Origin of the sequence: Nitrincola schmidtii (genome assembly GCF_008973715.1) — a bacterium.
Lineage (GTDB): Bacteria > Pseudomonadota > Gammaproteobacteria > Pseudomonadales > Balneatricaceae > Nitrincola > Nitrincola schmidtii.
Genome location: NZ_WBOL01000004.1, coordinates 35224 through 53923 on the forward strand (window position 1 = coordinate 35224; position 18700 = coordinate 53923).

Here is an 18700-nt window from a genome sequence, read left to right on the forward strand (position 1 = left end):
AGCCCCTGTCTCGTCTATATAATTCGCGCATGTCAAAAAAGAAAGCAAAACCTACCAGCTCAACCATTTGCCAAAATAAAAAGGCACGCCATGAGTATAGCATCGAGCAAAAGTTCGAAGCGGGTCTCGTGCTGTCTGGTTGGGAAGTCAAAAGCCTACGTGCTGGCCGCGCGCAGCTGGTTGACTCTTATGTTGTTATAAAAGATGGCGAAGCTTGGCTCGTTGGAGCTCACTTCACACCAATTATTTCGACCTGCACACACACGCTTGCTGATCCTAGACGTGATCGAAAGCTGTTGTTGCACAAACGTGAAATTGACCGGCTTATTGGCGCAACTCAAGCCAAAGGCTATACCTGTGTTGCGTTGGCACTTTACTGGAAGCAAAGTAATGTCAAATGTGAAATCGCGCTGGTGAAAGGTAAAAAGCTGCATGACAAACGTGCAGCAGAGAAAGAAAAAGATTGGGATCGTCAAAAGCAGCGCATTATGGCGGCTACTTAAGGCTTCTGATTTGTACCAGCTTCCGCTATACTGGCGGAGATATCTGGGGGTGACATGGCTTCGACGCTGATTACGAACCCTTGGGTGCATGCCGAGAACGTGATGATTCTCGTAAATCCCTCATCACACAGTTATAGTTGCAAACGACGATAACTACGCTCTAGCCGCTTAAGTCGGCTAGCGCTGCACTCTAAGGTGTCTGTAACTCAGAGGTTCGCAGTGTCATATGAGACAGAATCGCCCGGATGCTTTGCTCTAAGCTGAAAGGTTAAAACTAAAAGAGCTCGCCCTAAACACCCTGGCTCTCGGGTCGTGCTGGGTTAACTAAATAGAGCAGCCTAAGCATGTAGATCTTAAGGCAGAGGATTGGCGGACGCGGGTTCGAAACCCGCCACCTCCACCAAATTGCAATAAATGATTGATTCGCAATCATTTTCTTTCCAAGAGAACATCCCCTACCCGATTGGTGACACTCACAGGTGACACTGGGGGTTCTCAATGAATTCGTCCCTACCCTACACATACCGTTCTGCAACAGGTAATTTCTTTGCCCGTTTTGTCGTGCCCAAAGACCTTCGCCAGTCTCTAAATATCCCTGAACGCGAAATTCGCTTCTCTCTTCAAACCAAAGACAGAAACACTGCAAAGCATAAAATATTCGAATATGCAAGTATTTTTCAAAAAAATATTGACGAATTAAGAACCCATCGCTATACTGTACATTCATCCAGTTTAATTGGCAGGATAAAACAATGTGTTATTCACAAAGAAATTTACAATTCAAATGTGTCAAGGAGCGATATTATGCAACGACAAGAACGCGAGGTTTCATTACCGAGAAATAGATCTAACGACCTATCTGATCTAACCAAGTACTTTTCCCCTTCTCAGATCAACTCATCTGATTCAATCCCAAAATCGTTTTTTGGGTCAACTTCATCTCTTTATTCCAATCACTCCCGATCAACACGCCCTTTAATGCGTGGAATCAATTATGCACATCAGCCCATGCTCAACCCCTACCAGTGGGACCCACTGAACAAGGTGACTGTTGAATTTGGTGTCGAGAAAATTACCTTTGATTCGGGCAACCACAACCTAGATAAAGAAGATGCAAATGAATGGCTAGAAAAACGCCGATCCACCGGCGGCGGTGGCGGTGGTGGCACGACCATCACAAACGCTAAAACCATTGCTGAGGTCATTGATTTATTTGTTAAGAGTAAAATCAAATCGGGTGATTGGTCAGATGAAAACACACGAAACCATGAACAATCGCGCATCAACTTTATGTTCACGATGATCGACACGTCAAAACCCTTTTCATCACTTACACGTGCTGATGCCCGCATGATGCGAGATAAGGTTTCGGAAATCCCTGACAGACGCTTCAAAGATGGTAATAAGGTCATTGTGGCGCAAACAGCCAAGAAGTATTTTGTTCTTTTCCAAGCGATCTGCCGTTTCGCCTTTGCTGAAGAACACCATCATATCAATATTTCCGATGGTGTTGAGTTCAAAGTTGCCAGCAAGACCCACACAAAACGCCAAGGTTTTACACAGGATGACCTGTCAAAATTACTCAGCGGATACCACTACACGCAAACACCTCTGAATCGAGTACGTGATCTTTATGCTTATCATTTCTGGGTCATCCTTATCGCCCTCCACTCAGGCGCTCGATTGAACGAGATTTGCCAGTTACGCATCTGTGATATCATCCAAACTCAAGGTTATTGGTGCTTTAATTTCCAAGAACAAGGCGAAGGACAGTCGGTTAAGACTGAGAACTCCATTCGTAAAGTCCCCATCCACAAGGCATTACTGAATCTTGGTTTTCTTGAATTTGTTCAATCACGAAAAAATGAATCACCCAGCAGTGATTTGCTGTTTATTGGTCTGAATTTCGACAAAAAGAACAAGTTCGGGAAGAAAGTCAGTGATTGGTTCAATGGCAATGACAAAATGTCTAGCTATCTGTCCCAGTGTAACCTCACCGATCCAGACGATAAGGTGTTTCACTCCACCCGCCATACCGTCATTCAATGTCTGGTAGACCAAGACGTTGAGGAAGTTCGGATTGCGTCAGTGGTTGGTCATGAACATGGTTCAACCACATCTCGCTATGGACGTGGTAGAGGGATTAAACAATTAGCCTCGACCGTGAACATGATTGATCACGATATCGATCTTTCCCACCTGAATTTTGATGCCTTTATGGAGTATGCGAGATGGCGAGGAAGACCCAATGTAGGTCGTCCTATCGACATCAAAGCAAATTGGGAAAGAAAGAAAAAGGCATTAGCTGCAAGGAAGAAAAAAGAAGCTGACAAACAATCTATTGTCAGCGATTGAGGGGTTTCAAGGGGTATCCCCTTGACCGACGTCTTACCCATCGACCGTAGGGAAAATGGGTAAGACATAGTCGGTCACTGGGTCTTAGACCCACGCTTTGAAAAAAAACTAAAACAAGGACTTATTTTATGAAAAGGATTTTATTATGGCAGGATATCAATTTGTTCATTACGAGGCTTATGCTCGAACAGGAAATGACAAAAAACGTAGTCTAATTTCGATTGCTAAAGAAGCAGATCGAGATAGTGGAAATCACCCACACGTCAACGCTCCGCAACCGCCCGAATTTTTATTGGGTACTTCTTTCGTAGAATCGGCTGAAGCCATCGTTGCCGCAGCAGATACCAGCAAAGTTCTCCATAGCGGCAAAAAACGCAATCTTCGTAAAGATGCAAATGTGGGCATTGGTCTTATCGCTAGCCATCCTCTATCTATAGAAGATATTAATGCGATGTCTGAGCCAGAACGAAATCAAAGAATTGCTGAAATCAAGGAATGGGCTGAAGATACCGTCACTTTCGCTGAAACGGAGTTTCCCAATCTGGTTAAAGTCGCTGCATTGCATTGGGACGAATCACACCCTCATATACACATACTTATCGGTAGCACTGAACCTAGCGAGGATTTCAATATTATCCACAAAGGGGAACAGGCTCGTAAAAAAGCGCAGGGTAATGACAGAACGGGTAAAGGAAAGAAACTAGGAAATGATGCCTATACAAAGGAGATGCGTCGTTTCCAAGATAAGTACCATGATGAAGTAGCAATCTATTACGGTCAGGCGAGACTTGGACCGAAACGCAGACGGAAGAGTCGCTCGGAATGGAAAAAAGAACAGGCTCAATTGGACTCTATTGCTGAATCCCTTCAAAGGGGGAAAAGTATTGACCAACTTATTGAGGTTGAGTTAGCCACGGCAGCAAGTCAGGCACAAATGATGATTGAGGCCACTCAAGAGGAAATTAATCGCCAGAAAAAATTAGCTGATGACCAAAAATCTCTAGCTGATGACCAGTTGGCTGAAGCTAAGCAACTTAAGGAGCAAGCTGACCTTGACGCCAGAGAAGCGGCTGAACTCAAGAAAGACGCTATTAAGTTAAAATCAACTCTAGATGACCGTATCCGCCAGATGTCAAAGTACGATGGTGTATTGGGTAAATTTCTTGGATGGTTTGGCATTACTCAACGGATTGAGAGGAAAGCTGAAGCTAGATTGAACGAGCAGCTATCCAAGCTACGCAGCAAGGTTGACGAACTCAACAGGCAAGTTGGTAAAGAAAAATCTATGCAACGTCAGCATCGTGTTACGGAAGATGCTCTAAAATCGCTTAAAAAGGCACTTTCTATCTCTGTTGAGGACTACCCTCATCTGAAAGAAAAAGGTGCACTAGAGAAGCATTTTGTGTACATTCAGAAAATAGTTGAATCGAATCAACCACCTGAAAAGATACAGGAACTGGTTGATAGTTACATGGAAAAGTTGGAAATGACGCTATTAAAGAGTGATGTGCCGTCGTCGGATACATATAGTATTTTAGAAGTTTAATTTAAAGATATGGAATATAAGCAAGCATGTATTAAAAAATTCTTGTCTATATTTTGCCGTCATAAGTTAAATCTGCTATTACTTGTTATGAGGTGAAATTCCTCATAACTTGCAAATCAGAACTTATAACGACTCGTGTATTGGGGAATCACTTGAAGCTAAAAGAAGCATTGGAAAAGCTAGGACGTGAAAATTCAATTACTCTAGCCAAGCGGATTGCAATACAACAAAATATAGCTTGGGACGGAGGCTTAGGTGTTGTTTTTAACGCCATAGTGAATGATTTTGATCGAGCACCCGCTAATATAGGAGGTAAAGATGATGATCAGGCTGCTGCCATCAAAAAATGGATTTTGAAATATCAAAGTGGCAAGGATGGAAGAGCAAGTCAAAGAATATCTAACCCTCCGGGTACGGTATCTGATCCTATTATTGAAAAAATAATAGGTGCAAGAATAACAAAACTTTCACCAAATGATCTTAAAAAAATCAACTATGGCCATCGCTTGGGCATGTCGGCAGAAAACATACTCGGTTTAATTTTAGAAGAATATTTAGCTGTTAATTTAGAAACTTATGGCTGGTATTGTGCATGGGGTGAAACAGTAAAATCAGTAGATTTTGTTCACAAAAACGGTCGACTTCTTCAAATCAAAAATCGAAGTAATTCTGAAAACAGTTCTAGTAGTGCAATTCGGCATGGTACTCAAATTGAAAAATGGTTCAGAATTAAAGCAGATAGAATCGAATATATGTGGGACTCCCTGAACATAATTTGTGGAACCACCAGTCTTTCAGAGCAATCATTTGCGAATTTTGTTAAATCCACACTCGCAAAAAATCCAAATTGTTTGGCTGTTGAAAAAGAAAATCCATGGATCTGAATTTTGATAACTGGGGTCAACCAAACCCCAGTTGTTGTTGCTCTACTTTTGACTTATGACCTTCTACAAGTTTTTTGAATTCATTTCTCCACTCTGTATCTGTAGTGGCTTTATAGCGCGAGTACTTAAAATCTTTATACTGAATCACGTTAATGCCACTTAGTAATTTCAAAACCAATTCTCCAACAGCACAACCTAAACTAACGGGTACTGCATTACCTACTTGTTTATACTGTTGAATTAGGGGCCCTGCCAACTCCCAGCTGTCAGGGAACTCTTGGATTCTCTTATATTCCTGAATAGATAAAGGTCTATCCTCTTCAGGATGAGCAAGATCAGTTGCAGGCATAGCTGGATGAGTAACTAGTGTAGGGGAAGGCTTCTCCCATGCTAACCGTCTAAGAAAACCAGTCTTACCACCACCGGAAAAGAACGATTTACCCATAGCTTCTTTTTGCAGATCAGCAGGCAGGTTTCTCCAGTTCTCACCAGACTTTAACAACCGATAATATTTTAGTCTTTTCTCTGGAAAAGTAAGGTGATCATGCTTTTCAATTTTCGAAATGCACTTTTTCAACGTATTCCATTTGGGTAATTCGTATTCTGAACTTTCAGAATGGGTGGGTATTAAAAATGGTGGCTTTATTCCATCACGAGAACAGACAATAATCACTCGCTCCCTTATTTGTGGAGTACCAAAATTCGCAGAATTATATAGGTTAAAAGAAAATCCATACCCTGACTTTTCAACCCTACTTATGATGAAGTTTAGAGCACCACCTTTTAGTTCATCTTCACTAAGGTCTGGATAGTCCTTTCCTCTCTGATCATGAGGTCTGTGCTCCATTGGGCATGACAAAAGCCCTCGAACATTTTCAATCACAAAGTACTTAGGTTTCAATTCAAGGCATAATTCCAAATACTTTAAAAAAACGTTGCCTCGCTCGTCATTGAAGCCTTTCCTATTACCCGCAGTACTAAACGCTTGACATGGTGGCCCTCCAACAATTAGATCAATTTCATCAGAACTGCTCAAGCCAGCTGCATTTCTGATATCATCCGCGTTGTAATTATTTATATCACTCAGTAGAGCTATATCAGGTTTATTTAAAGCAATAGTTTGCCTACAAAACTTATCTATTTCACATGCAAGGCGAACATCGAAACCCGCCTTCTCTATACCCAAGTCAAGTCCCATAGCACCTGAAAAGAAACTTAAAGCAATAGGTTTTGTACTACTCCTCACATATGCAGGATGGTCTTCCGCCACGTGATGTGCCGTTTTAAGACCGTATACTTTGAGACTTTTTGCGTCAATGACCCAAGAGTTACCTATTTTTCGGGCAACTAAAATACCTTGGCGACATAAAGTTCTAACTCTCTGCTCACTTACACCTAGTTGCAGAGCTGCTTCATTGATGGTAATTTCGGTACTCATTTTTAGTTTCCTTATCGAAACCTGTGATGAGTACCAATATAACTGTATAAAAAAACATGTCAAGTCAAAATAAAGCTTCGAACATAGAAAAACTTTATTTCAATTTCATTTATATCAAGAGTGTGAGATTTTTCCATCCTCAAGATTACATAAAAAATCATTCTCATAAGAACTATTTATAATAATCAAATAATTATACTTTAATGCATTATGCTCTACCCGCTCAGACGAGAAAATAACACACCATTTCAAATTTAATCACACTCTCCTAACGAATCAGCTAGGATCTCTTTTAAAGACTGCTCACTGAAACCATCAGCTTCAAAATTTCCACCTGCCGAAATAATTCCAGCAACCTCTTCATTGTTTTCAACCACCTGCACTTTGTAATTTGTATCTGTGATAATACAACCTGTTACCAAGTGATCACTGAAGAGTGAGTGGTTTGACATCACAAATAGGTGATCTTCATGCTCACCCCAGATGAAGTCGTCATAGCCAATAACCATGTATAGATGTTTAAATTCATCAGCAAAAGTTTTCGTACCAACCAATGCCAGTAAAGCAACCATTGCAACGAGTGCCAATTTTAGTTTTTTCACTCTTCACTTCCTCTTTGTAAGTTGAGAGCTCTTTATAATTCAGAATAACTAAAACATCAATTAATACAAGGTATTAGCATAAACGTTTAACAAGGACTAAAATCATCTAATTGAGGCTTTACATCATGATCTGATGTGGTCTATATTACATTCGCTGGTGCCATTCGAGTTGAAGATCGTTTTCAAAAGAATTGCAATTACAAGAGGTTAAGGGGCAACTTTAGGCACCCGCCACCTCCACCACCTTACTTAGCAACACTCCATTGAATAACGTCCTCTAGCATCACTACAAAACCTCTACCCATAAAAGTTGCCGCTATGGCAGACTAGACCCCTCAGATTACGATTTCTTTAATACTCTACTACTAAGAGTTATCAATCATGTCGAATTATCAATTAAGCCAACCTAAAGCTGACGATAAAGAGGACTGGCAAACACTTTTTAAAGCCTACGCAGATTTCTATAAAACCCAAATAGAACAAGACGCTATTGATCGCGTCTGGGCTTGGCTACAAGATCCTGATCATCAATTCGAAGGGTTATTGGTACGTAATGAATCCAAAAGAGTCATCGGATTTGTTCACTTTAGAGCCTGCCCACGTTCATTAAGTGGAGGTGAAATAGGCTTTGTAGATGATCTCTTCATTGCTCCTGATGTGCGAGGATCAGGAGCAGCGGATGCCGTTGTTGCTGAGCTACAATCCATTGCTATTCAAAGAGGTTGGTCATTGTTACGCTGGATCACACAGCACTTTAATGAGCGAGGCAGAGGCTTTTACGATAAATACACATCAGGTCCGAGTGACTTTATTGTTTATCAACTAAGTACAGCACCCAAATAATTTATGTAGCCTGACTTATCGCACATATCAAACTGGCTCGATTAAAAAGCAGATCAAATTAATTGATCTGCTTTTTACCCATAGCATCAAGGCAAATCAGTAATCGCACCCTGTGATGCCGACTGCACAGTACGTGCAAATTTAGCCAGCACACCTCTTTTGTATTTCGGTTCAGGCGCTTGCCATGTCTCAAGACGACGTGCAAGTTCCTGATCGGATACATCTAAGACAATTCGATTTTCAACCGCATCGATGGTAATCATATCGCCCTCTTCGACTAAGGCGATCGGTCCACCTTCCGCTGCTTCGGGTGTGATATGTCCCACCACAAAACCATGACTTCCACCGGAGAATCGGCCATCGGTAATCAAGGCCACATCACTCCCAAGACCTCTTCCCATAATAGCGGATGTTGGGCTGAGCATTTCTCGCATACCCGGCCCCCCTTTGGGTCCCTCGTAGCGAATCACCAACACGTCACCGGCAACGACTGAACCATCAAGGATGCGCTCTTGAGCTTCTTCTTCCGAATGGAAAACTCTTGCGCGACCGGTAAAGTGGGTACCTTCCTTACCGGTGATTTTTGCTACTGCGCCAGTAGGAGCAAGGTTGCCGTACAGAATACGTAAATGGCTATCAGCTTTGATGGGGTTATCAAAATCACGAATAATCTGCTGACCTTCTGGGTAAGGCGCAACATCTGCCAGATTCTCGGCTAGGGTTTTACCCGTCACGGTCATACAGTCGCCATGCAGCAATCCACGATCCAAAAGGCGTTTCATCAGCGGTTGAATACCACCAATAGCCACCAACTCAGACATCATATAGTGACCACTAGGGCGTAAGTCAGCGAGTACAGGTACACGCTTGCCGATTTCTGCAAAATCATCCAGCGTCAGCTCAACACCGATAGTATTGGCCATCGCAATCAGATGGAGCACTGCATTGGTTGATCCGCCTAGTGTAATGATCACAGTGATCGCATTCTCAAAGGCTTCACGAGTCATGATATCGGAGGGTTTAATATCCTTTTCAAGTAGATGAAGAACGGCAGCACCAGCAGCGCGACAATCCTCTAGCTTGTTATTGGAAACTGCATTTTGTGCAGAACTGCCGGGCAAACTCATTCCCATGGCTTCTATCGCCGAGGCCATGGTGTTAGCGGTATACATACCACCACAGGAACCCGCACCAGGAATGGCTTTTTCTTCAATCTGTTTAACTTCGATCAGATCCATTTTACCCTGAGCATGAGCGCCCACCGCTTCGAATACCGAAATTATATCGGTATGATTTTCACCCGGTAAAATGGTGCCACCGTACACAAAGACAGAAGGACGATTCAGACGCGCCAGCCCCATAATGCATCCCGGCATATTTTTATCGCAACCACCGATGGCTACCAATCCATCAAAACCCTCGCAACCAGCAACCGTCTCGATAGAGTCTGCAATCACCTCTCGCGACACTAAGGAATACTTCATTCCCTCGGTACCATTAGCGATGCCATCAGAGATGGTAATCGTATTGAATATAAGAGATTTACCGCCCGCTTCATCTGCTCCAGCAGCGGATTCTTCAGCCAAACGATTAATGTGCATATTGCAGGGAGTCAGATTACTCCAAGTAGAAGCGATGCCTACCTGAGGTTTTTTAAAATCTTCATCGGTAAAACCTACCGCTCTTAACATCGCTCTGCTAGCCGATTTACCAATTCCATCAACAACTTGTGACGAATACTGGCGACGCTTATCTTCAGACATAGGAACCTCTCACTGGATAATTTTTATTCACAGTAAATGATTTGCAATCCAAATACACCAGACAGAGCGTAAGACCTTTCGATCTATCTGCAGAATGATTAAAACGTTGTCACAAAATCAATATGGAGATTAACAATGAAAAAAATTAAAACTCTGGCAATCGCTATCGCAAGTTCTTTAGCATTGAGTGGTATGGCATTTGCTCACAATCATGGTGGTAACAAAGAATCATCCAGCTATGGTTACAGCAAAGAAGAAACTGCAGGCACCATTACAGAGATTGCAGTTGCCAATGGAAGCTTTGAAACCCTGGTTGCTGCGCTAAGTGCTGCTGAATTAGTAGAAGTATTAAGCGGTGAAGGTCCATTTACTGTATTCGCACCCACCGATGAAGCTTTCGCAGCCTTGCCAGAAGGTACAGTTGCGAGCCTTCTGGAGCCAGAAAATCGTGATCAACTGACTGCAATTCTGACTTATCATGTCATATCTGGTGTTGTGATGAGCGCCGATATTGCCGGAAAAGAACTTTCTGCTGAAACAGTGGAAGGCCGTTCTTTAAATGTTAACGCTACTGGCGACAGCGTCATGATTAACAACGCAACAGTAGTGATGGCAGATGTAAAAGCATCTAACGGTGTTATTCATGTGATCGATACGGTGTTGATTCCCGAATAAGTAGTTGCTCTAAAAATAGTGCCCTGTTTCCGTCCCCCGGCAGGGCACTATTCCTTGTACACCAGTCTCTTAATCTGCATCCATCTCTTTTTAGTTAAGCCAAGTTAACTTGCCAACCTGCGTCATACTTATAAATACATATCTTCCCTAGGGAATACTCTATATGGTGTGAATATAGCAGCAAATATTGTTGTTATTTATCACTCACGATAAAGGATTTCGTAATGAATGCTATTAAAATGATTGGCATCCTACTGATCGTCGCTGGAACCTTAGGTCTAGTTTATGGAAGCTTTAGTTATACATCTGAAACGCATGAAGCAAATTTAGGGCCTATCGAACTATCTGTTAAAGAAAAAAAGAACGTCAATGTTCCGATGTGGGCTGGCGTAGGGTCTATTTTACTTGGCGGGGCTCTTTTAGTTTTTAGAAGAAAACCTTAATTGTTCGAATAATCAACCGTTGATGTCATCGTTCATCGTTAAAGTCCCTCAGCAACCAAGCATGCCTGTGATAAACTATTGCCCTTAACAGCACGGAAACGGCTACTACTTAATTAAAAGGGCTTTAATACGATGACTGACCGCTTAACCCTGACTCGTCCCGATGATTGGCACCTTCATTTACGTGATGGAGAAGTGTTGCAACATGTTGTGCCTGCAACGGCTAGACAGATGCATCGCGCTATTGTGATGCCCAATCTCAAGCCACCTGTGACTAATGCTGAACAGGCTCTAGCTTATCGTGAACGTATTATGGCGCATGTTCCTGAAGGCGTTCAGTTTAACCCTTTGATGACGCTGTATCTCACTGATCACACAAGTGCCGAGATAATCGCTGAAGCGGGTAGGACCGAGTATGTGAAAGCGGTCAAGCTCTACCCTGCGGGTGCGACCACTAACTCCGATTCAGGCTTAACCGATTTAGGCAAACTGGATGATATCTGCGCTGCTTTAACTGAAGCCAATATGCCCTTATTGGTACACGGTGAAGTAACGCATAATCATGTTGATATTTTTGACCGTGAAAAAGAATTTCTGGATGAAATATTAGCACCCTTAGCAGCGCGCCATCCTAAAATGAGAATGGTGGTTGAACATATCACCACGAAAGAATCAGCCGAATTTGTCCTAGCGCATGGTGATAATGTTGGCGCAACGATTACGCCTCAACATCTAGCTTACAATCGTAACCACATGCTGGTCGGTGGCATTCGCCCTCACCTCTTCTGCTTACCCATCTTGAAACGCAATATTCATCAAAAAGCATTGCAGGATGTTGTGGTGAGCGGCAGCCATAAGTTTTTCTTAGGAACCGATTCTGCACCGCACGCCAAAGGTGCTAAAGAAAATGCGTGTGGATGCGCAGGCTGCTACAGCGCTTATGCAGCGATTGAGCTCTATGCAGAAATTTTTGAAGATCTAGGTGCTCTAGATAAGCTGGAAGGATTTGCAAGTTTCTACGGCGCGGATTTTTATGGCTTACCACGCAATCAAGAGCAAGTAACCTTACTCAAAGACGCGTGGCAAGTTCCAGATGAAATGCCTTTTGGAAATGACATCATCGTGCCACTTCGTGCAGGTGAAACACTTCGCTGGAAATTACACGCTTAAGCCCTAATCAGATCCTAACTATTCGCCAAGTAAAAAAACCTAACCTTTTGGGTTTTAACCTTGGCGAATCAGTTTTCCTGCTAATTTCTGAATCCGTGGACCACCCACCAAGATCAGAACAAATGCTACTGGCCAAGCCACTGCAAATGCTTTAAACCAGCGCAGCAAAAACCCATCAGCCATACCGGTATTCACCAAAGTAATCACAAATGTCATGATGGTGACCATATAAATGGACATTAAAAACGTAAAAACCAACTTCTGATGACGGGATGAAAACATGTTCAGGGGTCCTTTTATAGTTTCTAAAGTAATAGTTTCTAAAAATAATAGTTCCTAGAAACCACTAGTTAAGATAACTCTAATATATTCGATTTTTATCACGTTGTCACTCGACTTCCATACCGCTATGAAGAGCCTAGCTGCTCTTCAATCTGCTCTTCAGCTTTTTTCGATTTTTGTCGAGATTGCCACATTCCCCACATAAACAACACCAGTGCTGTCCAGATAATCACAAACGTCACTAATCGCTGTGGGGGAAAGTCCTCTTTAAAGATCAATACCGCAATTAAAAATTGCATGGTAGGGTTGATATACATAATAAAGCCAACGACTGATAAATCTAAGCGTTTCGCTGCCGCCGCAAAAAGTAACAACGGTACCGCAGTGACAATACCCGATGCCATCAGCAACAATGTCGTATTCACGTTTTCGCCAAACAATAAATTGTGTGCTGGACTCCAAAACTGCCAAAGCAACCAGGCCATGGCGATGGGAAATATCAACAAAGTCTCTACAGTTAAACCGGATAAGCCATCCACCGGATAACGTTTACGCACCAAACCATAAAAACCAAAGGTTATCGCTAGGGTTAAAGACACCCAGGGCAAGCTTCCTAAACTATACAACTCCCAAAATACCGCAATGGCAGCCAAAGCACCTGCAATCGCTTGCAACGGATGCAAGGATTCCTTAAGTAATATTCTCGCCAACAACAAGCTTACTAACGGCGTCATGTAGTAGCCTAAGCTGGCTTCCATAACGCGATGCTGAGCAACAGCCCAGATAAAGATCAACCAATTTGCCGAAATCAATAACGACGTTAAGGCTAGCCATTTCATCAACTGCGCGTTTTTAAGCAACGCAAATAACGTATCTCGCTTACCTAAAGCAAGGATCACTAAAAGTGTCGCCACCATCGACCAGATAATACGGTTAGCTAATACTTCGATAGAGGGAACGTGTGATAACAAATTGAAAAATAGCGGAAAGCAGCCCCATAAAATATAGGCTGCCAGTGCCATTAATAGACCCTGCATTACATTCTCCTAAGTTAATCGCAGAGCTTAACCTGTCGTCATGTAAATTTCAGCTCAATAACATTTATAGCTCGATAGGTTTTTTTATATTAGTAAAGCTTTATACTGGCTTCTAGACACTGACTAAAGATAGCTGCTATGAAATCACATCTCAAAACTTGGCTCCCTGCACTTCTCATCGGACTTATTTTAGGTGCAGGTGTTTTTTACATGAACAGCCAACCTGATACTGGCATGTATGTCACTTTCAAAAATGATGACAACGTTATGATCGACTCATTGCAGTTAAATTTTGGTAACGCCAATGGTCAATCTGACCTGTTATTACTGAGACTAGCCCCAGGGGAAGAGAGATTAGTGCTGTTGAATCATGACCCAGGCATGGGATTTAATGTTAAAGTGCACTATAGCGGTGGTGATGAACAAGAATTTTGCGCTAAACAATATGATGATCAACGAGTTACCACTGTTTCTCTACGTCGATAAATGAAGAGTGATGCATGGTACATAAACAGTCTGACTGGGTTGAAAATCTATATGAACGTCTAGCCGAAGATGATGAAGGAAGAGTCTGTAAGGATATTCCAGAAGAAGCTTGTAACGCTGCCCCCGAAAACTTTATCTACACCCTAATATCAAACACTTTTAGCAATTTAGCCGATAAACTCGCTAGCGCAAAAACAACCCTCCCTTGGCTGCTACTGCAACTAGGCGCTCCTGCATGGATGCTTAGTTTGTTGGTTCCTATTCGTGAATCAGGTTCAATGTTGCCTCAAATGCTGATCGGTGCTTGGGTAAGAAAGCAAGCCGTACGCAAATGGATCTGGGTGATTGGCGGCACGTTGCAGGGGCTATGTTTGATGCTAATGGGATTTGCTGCCTTAGCTTTTGAGGGCACCCTGAGTGGCATTGTCATTATTTCATTGCTAATCTTATTCAGCCTTGCTCGAGGCGCTTGTTCGGTTGCCTTTAAAGATGTTCAAGGTAAAACCGTTCCTAAAACTCGTCGAGGGCGCTTATCAGGTTGGATCAGCGCCATTTCTGGATTGGTTGCTTTAACTGTTGGACTTTTGTTAAGTCAACTATCACCAGATGCTTCAATTTGGTTGTATACCAGTTTGTTACTGTTTGCGGGACTTTGTTGGTTCGCCGCTGCTTGGTGGTTTAGCCGCATTATCGAGTTACCGGGTGCGACAGAAGGTGGAGCTAACGGCTTAGCTCATGCGATGGGAAAGCTAAGTTTACTCAAAGAAGATAAGCCTTTTCGTTTATTTGTCATCGCCAGAGCCTTAGCGATGGGCTCGGGACTTGCCGCACCTTTTTATATTGCTTTAGCTCGAGATGATCTGGGCAGTGCAATCAGTTTGCTCGGGCTTTTTATAGCGGTAGAAGGACTGGCTGGTTTGTTAAGTTCGCCTATTTGGGGCCGCTGGGCAGATAGATCCAGTCGTCAGGTGTTTGCGCTCGCTTGTGCTCTTGCAGGCGGCTTATCCATTCTGGTGGCGTTAATTTCATGGATACCTATCGCTACGACTGCCTTAATGCCTTTGTATCTAGCTGCATTTTTTGGACTCGGTGTGGCTCACTCAGGGATACGCTTAGGAAGAAAAACCTATTTGGTGGATATGGCATCAGGTAATCAACGGACTGACTATGTTGCGGTCAGTAACTCGGTGATTGGTGCATTACTGTTATTAACCGGCGCTATCGGCGCGTTGACTGCGCTTGTTTCAATTCAAGGTACATTAATCATTTTGGGGATCGCTGGGTTAGCTGGCGCGCTTTTAAGTCTTCGCTGGGTCGAGGTATCTGCCTAAGTTGCTGGTGAATTCAGCTTCATAGCGTTATAGTTTTGCATAACATAATTATGCATCTATGGATCATTAATCAAGGAATCAACACATGCCTCCAACGCTTCGATATAGTCTTTCAAGTTGTATTTTAGCTGCGATACTGATGACGGGTTGCAGCAGTACCGCTCCAGATGCCACTCAAGAAATAGGGCAAGAAGCGGTTCGCACCTCTGGAACGACCAGTATCAGTGGCAACCAAAGTTATTTTGGTATTTTACCCTGTGCAAACTGCCCAGGCATTGAAACTCAACTTGATCTTCTTGCTAATGGAACTTACTTTCTTACCCAAACGTATCAAGATCGCCCTGATAGCACCTTCAGTCGAATCGGTTTATGGGAAATAGAGGGTGATCGTTTAATGCTTCACCATACCAAGGAAGACAAACTGATCTACTTTGCGAATGAAGCCGGTGGTTGGTTACAAGCAGACACTCTCGGCAACCCCATCGTGTCGCAACTGAATTACACTCTCGATCCCAAAGGCTGGCAGCCAACTCAAGTGAAAAAAGAGATTGATGGAATGCTGACCTATATGGCTGACGCTCCCACTTTTGTTGAATGCCAAACAGGCTTGCGTTTTCCCATCGTCATGTCGCCTGAATGGCTTGAAGTCGAACGCGCCTATCTTGCCTCTAGCACTGTTGGAGGAAGTTATTTACATACCCTAGCCGACGTGACTTTAACTTGGGAAACTCCTGAAGAGGGACCTGCACGTCACCATTTACGCTTTACAGATCTAAAGCGCCTTCTTCCAGCGACTACCTGTGGCAGCCCAATTGCTGAGCTAGAACACCACGAATGGGATATCGTCGAGCTAGATGGCTTTTTTCCTTCAGATTTAGAAGAAATGTTAGTACGTCCTTACGTTCGTTTCAGCGGGCAGCAACTATCGGGGCACAGTGGCTGTAATGTCATGGCTGGCCCTATTCAGCTAGAAGGTGATCATCTCAGCTTTGGAGCTATCGCCAGCACTCGTATGTTCTGCCAAGATGCTGCAGAAATAGAGTCACGCTTTTTACAGCTTTTAGAAGAAACGGTCTATAGCAGTTTGGAAGGACAGCACTGGACGTGGTATGACGTAAATATGAATCGTTTAGCTTCATTTGAACGTAAACCCTTCGATCAATAATTTTATTAACTTACCTTTTATTAACTTAGCAATGGAAACACAGCTTTATGTATATGGCGTTTAAACATCTTCACTTAACCCTCGTAGCACTTACCGTGCTTATCTTCCTTGTTAGAGCGGTATTTGTTCTAGTGTGGCCGGCAGGGGTTCGTAAACGTTGGTTGAAGATAACCGCTCACGCGGTGGATGGTTTATTAATTTTATCGGCGATTGCACTTTTGGTCGTGATGCAAATGAACCCACTCCATGTTGGTTGGGTGTTAGCTAAGATTATTGCACTAGTGGCCTATATTGGTTTTTCAGTCTATGCCTTTAAAACCGCACCCACGCTGCCAACGCGTTTAGTCGGTGTGGTGCTCGCTGGTACAACACTGGCTTATATTGCTATGGTTGCCGTTCGTCGCACACCAACGTTAGGGCTTTTCTAAAACTACTCGCAATTTAATAGCGCACTTGGCCGTAGTACTCACGAATTAATCGTTGCAGTTCACTACGCCAAGGGCGCTGCCTGATACCAAATACATTCAAAATCTTGTTGCACTTCAATACAGACGTTGACGGACGTTCTGCTTCAGTAACAAAGTCTTTTGCTGCAACCGGTTTAATTTCGTCGACTTTTAAATCTTCATATTGTCTTGCGGCTGCAATGACGGCTTCACAAAACCCATAGCGCGTAGTCACTTCAGCACCGCAGTAATGATAGACTCCCCATGCTTCAGCGCCACAACTGAGTTGTTTGATCACCGCTATCACCACTCTTGCCAAATCAAATGCAGAGGTAGGACAGCCTCGTCGATCATCGACACCATACATTAGGTTATTTTCTCGAGCTTCTTCTAAGGTACGCAACATGAAGTTGTTGCCTCGATCACTGAACAACCAACTGGTTCTTATAATGATATGCCTAGGCATAAACTGCTGAACATTGAGTTCACCCTGTAGCTTGCTTTCACCATAAGCGCCCAGTGGACGGGTTTCATCTACTTCGGTATATCCACTGGCATAATGTCCGTCGAATACATAGTCTGTGGAGAGTTGAATCATAGGTATCGAGAGATCGCCGCAGGCTGCAGCAATATTTTTCGCAGCTTCCGCATTGAGCAGCATTGCCTTATGCGGCTCTCTTTCTGCCCGATCAGCAGAGTTCAACCCAGCGCAGTTAATCACATAGTCAGGTAGATACCTATCCAAAGCAGCAACAATTTTGTCAGGCTGAGTGACATCCAACTGCTTACGATTCAGCGGAATCACTTCAAAGAAACTATCTAATTCAGCGGTACGTGCGATCGCAGATCCCGATTGTCCATCGGCACCAGTGATTAATATTTTGACGGGGTCAAACTGCAACGACAGATCTCCGATTCAACAAATAAAAAAATCGACTTTTAACGTTTATTTTCTGCATCTAATTGGCGTTCTAACTCGCCAATCAGCCTATTAATTAGCTCAGCAGATTGGCCTGTATTTTCAGCCAACTCCTTTACGTGCTCGGCAACAACCGCAAAACCTCGCCCTGCTTCACCAGCTCGCGCTGCTTCAATACTGGCGTTTAAGCTAAGTAAGCGCAAGGATTTAAGCATATAGAGAATTTTTTGGGTTTCTTGAATGATGTTTCCACTGACGTCAGCAACTTGCTTCAAGTTTGAAGTTCGCTGATTTTCTTCCTCTTTGCGCTTGGAAACATCAACCACCACGCCCTCAAGATAATTCAACTCGCCCTGAGCATCAAATACGGCGCCACCATGTTCATTGACCCATTGAATCGCACCCGATGCCATACGAATACGGTAATCAACATCCCAATTCTTTTTCGCTTGAATACCCGCTTCTACTGCTGCATCAACTGCTGCAACATCGTCTGGATGAATAAGCGAAACATAAGATGCTTTGCGATTACCGAGCAGATCATTCAATGCATAGCCAGTGACTCTTTCAACACGCCCAGACATCACCAGCATGGTGTAGTGCTCATCATTGCGGCAACGATATAGAAAACCGTTCATGCGACTGGTGATACTGTCGTAGATCGCCTTAGTATCTTCGCCCCTGTCTCCATCTAGTTGATTCATCTATTCCTCGCAGTTTAAATACCTGAGCAAGTGGGGAAATCACGCAACTGCACATTAACTCTATTTTTTGCACGTTGTTGAACAAATGTAAAGCAAAAGCATTAAGAA

General features: G+C 43.2%; 19 protein-coding genes, 1 other RNA gene and 1 pseudogene. 14 read left to right on the plus strand and 7 right to left on the minus strand.

All coding sequences use genetic code 11. The features are described 5' to 3' along the window. Nucleotides 1-29: 29 nt before the first annotated feature. The 6 genes and pseudogenes from smpB (at nt 30) to F7R24_RS04730 (ending at nt 5288) form a co-directional block, all read left to right on the plus strand. A complete protein-coding gene (gene smpB, locus F7R24_RS04710; protein WP_151670098.1) occupies nt 30-503 on the plus strand; it encodes an SsrA-binding protein SmpB in 474 nt (157 codons plus the stop codon). A 45-nt stretch (nt 504-548) separates the two neighbouring features. After that, nucleotides 549-906: a transfer-messenger RNA gene (gene ssrA / locus F7R24_RS04715) on the plus strand. Between the two features lie 95 nt (nt 907-1001). After that, nucleotides 1002-1196: pseudogene (locus F7R24_RS14975) on the plus strand (DUF6538 domain-containing protein); the annotation flags it as partial. 111 nt (nt 1197-1307) lie between these two features. Then, nucleotides 1308-2858 (plus strand): site-specific integrase, encoded by a 1551-nt coding sequence (locus tag F7R24_RS04720; protein ID WP_168926777.1) that lies wholly within the window; start codon nt 1308-1310, stop codon nt 2856-2858. Between the two features lie 145 nt (nt 2859-3003). Then, the gene (locus F7R24_RS04725) at nt 3004-4404 is read left to right on the plus strand and encodes a plasmid recombination protein (RefSeq protein WP_151670100.1); all 1401 of its coding nucleotides are present in this window, start codon (nt 3004-3006) and stop codon (nt 4402-4404) included. A gap of 152 nt (nt 4405-4556) precedes the next feature. Further along, complete coding sequence (locus F7R24_RS04730) at nt 4557-5288, plus strand: SinI family restriction endonuclease (protein ID WP_168926778.1); 732 nt, start codon at nt 4557-4559, stop codon at nt 5286-5288. A 16-nt stretch (nt 5289-5304) separates the two neighbouring features. Here the strand turns inward: F7R24_RS04730 and F7R24_RS04735 are convergent, their stop codons facing one another. Continuing rightward, nucleotides 5305-6726 (minus strand): DNA cytosine methyltransferase, encoded by a 1422-nt coding sequence (locus tag F7R24_RS04735; RefSeq protein WP_151670102.1) that lies wholly within the window; start codon nt 6724-6726, stop codon nt 5305-5307. Between the two features lie 254 nt (nt 6727-6980). Next, complete coding sequence (locus F7R24_RS04740) at nt 6981-7328, minus strand: hypothetical protein (RefSeq protein WP_151670103.1); 348 nt, start codon at nt 7326-7328, stop codon at nt 6981-6983. Between the two features lie 381 nt (nt 7329-7709). On the opposite strand from F7R24_RS04740, the gene F7R24_RS04745 reads away from it, so the two are divergent. Further along, the gene (locus F7R24_RS04745; RefSeq protein ID WP_151670104.1) at nt 7710-8171 is read left to right on the plus strand and encodes a GNAT family N-acetyltransferase; all 462 of its coding nucleotides are present in this window, start codon (nt 7710-7712) and stop codon (nt 8169-8171) included. 86 nt (nt 8172-8257) lie between these two features. On the opposite strand, the gene ilvD is transcribed toward F7R24_RS04745, so the two are convergent. Beyond that, on the minus strand, nt 8258-9934 hold the full coding sequence (gene ilvD, locus F7R24_RS04750) for a dihydroxy-acid dehydratase (protein ID WP_151670105.1): 1677 nt from the start codon (nt 9932-9934) through the stop codon (nt 8258-8260). A 135-nt stretch (nt 9935-10069) separates the two neighbouring features. On the opposite strand from ilvD, the gene F7R24_RS04755 reads away from it, so the two are divergent. The 3 genes from F7R24_RS04755 to pyrC all read left to right on the plus strand — a co-directional run bounded on the left by F7R24_RS04755 (nt 10070) and on the right by pyrC (nt 12222). Further along, on the plus strand, nt 10070-10609 hold the full coding sequence (locus F7R24_RS04755; protein WP_151670106.1) for a fasciclin domain-containing protein: 540 nt from the start codon (nt 10070-10072) through the stop codon (nt 10607-10609). Between the two features lie 224 nt (nt 10610-10833). Then, a complete protein-coding gene (locus F7R24_RS04760; RefSeq protein ID WP_151670107.1) occupies nt 10834-11052 on the plus strand; it encodes an LPXTG cell wall anchor domain-containing protein in 219 nt (72 codons plus the stop codon). 132 nt (nt 11053-11184) lie between these two features. Continuing rightward, on the plus strand, nt 11185-12222 hold the full coding sequence (gene pyrC / locus F7R24_RS04765; protein WP_151670108.1) for a dihydroorotase: 1038 nt from the start codon (nt 11185-11187) through the stop codon (nt 12220-12222). 54 nt (nt 12223-12276) lie between these two features. Here pyrC and F7R24_RS04770 read toward each other — a convergent pair whose 3' ends face one another. Together F7R24_RS04770 and rarD are read right to left on the minus strand one after the other, a co-directional pair. Next, nucleotides 12277-12504, minus strand: a complete 228-nt coding sequence (locus F7R24_RS04770) for a DUF2798 domain-containing protein (protein WP_151670109.1) — start codon at nt 12502-12504, stop codon at nt 12277-12279. A 125-nt stretch (nt 12505-12629) separates the two neighbouring features. Continuing rightward, nucleotides 12630-13541, minus strand: coding sequence for an EamA family transporter RarD (rarD, locus tag F7R24_RS04775; protein WP_151670110.1), 912 nt, complete (start codon nt 13539-13541; stop codon nt 12630-12632). Nucleotides 13542-13679: 138 nt separating this feature from the next. Here rarD and F7R24_RS04780 point away from each other — a divergent pair, with 138 nt between their 5' ends. The 4 genes from F7R24_RS04780 to F7R24_RS04795 all read left to right on the plus strand — a co-directional run bounded on the left by F7R24_RS04780 (nt 13680) and on the right by F7R24_RS04795 (nt 16951). Then, nucleotides 13680-14027 carry a hypothetical protein gene (locus tag F7R24_RS04780; RefSeq protein WP_151670111.1) on the plus strand — a complete coding sequence of 116 codons (348 nt, stop codon included), beginning with the start codon at nt 13680-13682 and terminating at the stop codon, nt 14025-14027. Between the two features lie 14 nt (nt 14028-14041). Further along, entirely contained in the window at nt 14042-15358 is a 1317-nt protein-coding gene (locus F7R24_RS04785) for an MFS transporter (RefSeq protein WP_151670112.1), read from the plus strand. An 85-nt stretch (nt 15359-15443) separates the two neighbouring features. Then, nucleotides 15444-16523: an META domain-containing protein gene (locus F7R24_RS04790; protein ID WP_151670113.1), complete on the plus strand. Its 1080-nt coding sequence runs from the start codon at nt 15444-15446 to the stop codon at nt 16521-16523. A gap of 47 nt (nt 16524-16570) precedes the next feature. Beyond that, nucleotides 16571-16951, plus strand: coding sequence for a SirB2 family protein (locus F7R24_RS04795; RefSeq protein ID WP_151670114.1), 381 nt, complete (start codon nt 16571-16573; stop codon nt 16949-16951). A gap of 13 nt (nt 16952-16964) precedes the next feature. On the opposite strand, the gene rfbD is transcribed toward F7R24_RS04795, so the two are convergent. Together rfbD and F7R24_RS14885 are read right to left on the minus strand one after the other, a co-directional pair. Then, complete coding sequence (gene rfbD / locus F7R24_RS04800; protein ID WP_240775989.1) at nt 16965-17870, minus strand: dTDP-4-dehydrorhamnose reductase; 906 nt, start codon at nt 17868-17870, stop codon at nt 16965-16967. A 38-nt stretch (nt 17871-17908) separates the two neighbouring features. Further along, nucleotides 17909-18592 (minus strand): methyl-accepting chemotaxis protein, encoded by a 684-nt coding sequence (locus F7R24_RS14885; protein WP_151670116.1) that lies wholly within the window; start codon nt 18590-18592, stop codon nt 17909-17911. Nucleotides 18593-18700 lie beyond the last annotated feature (108 nt).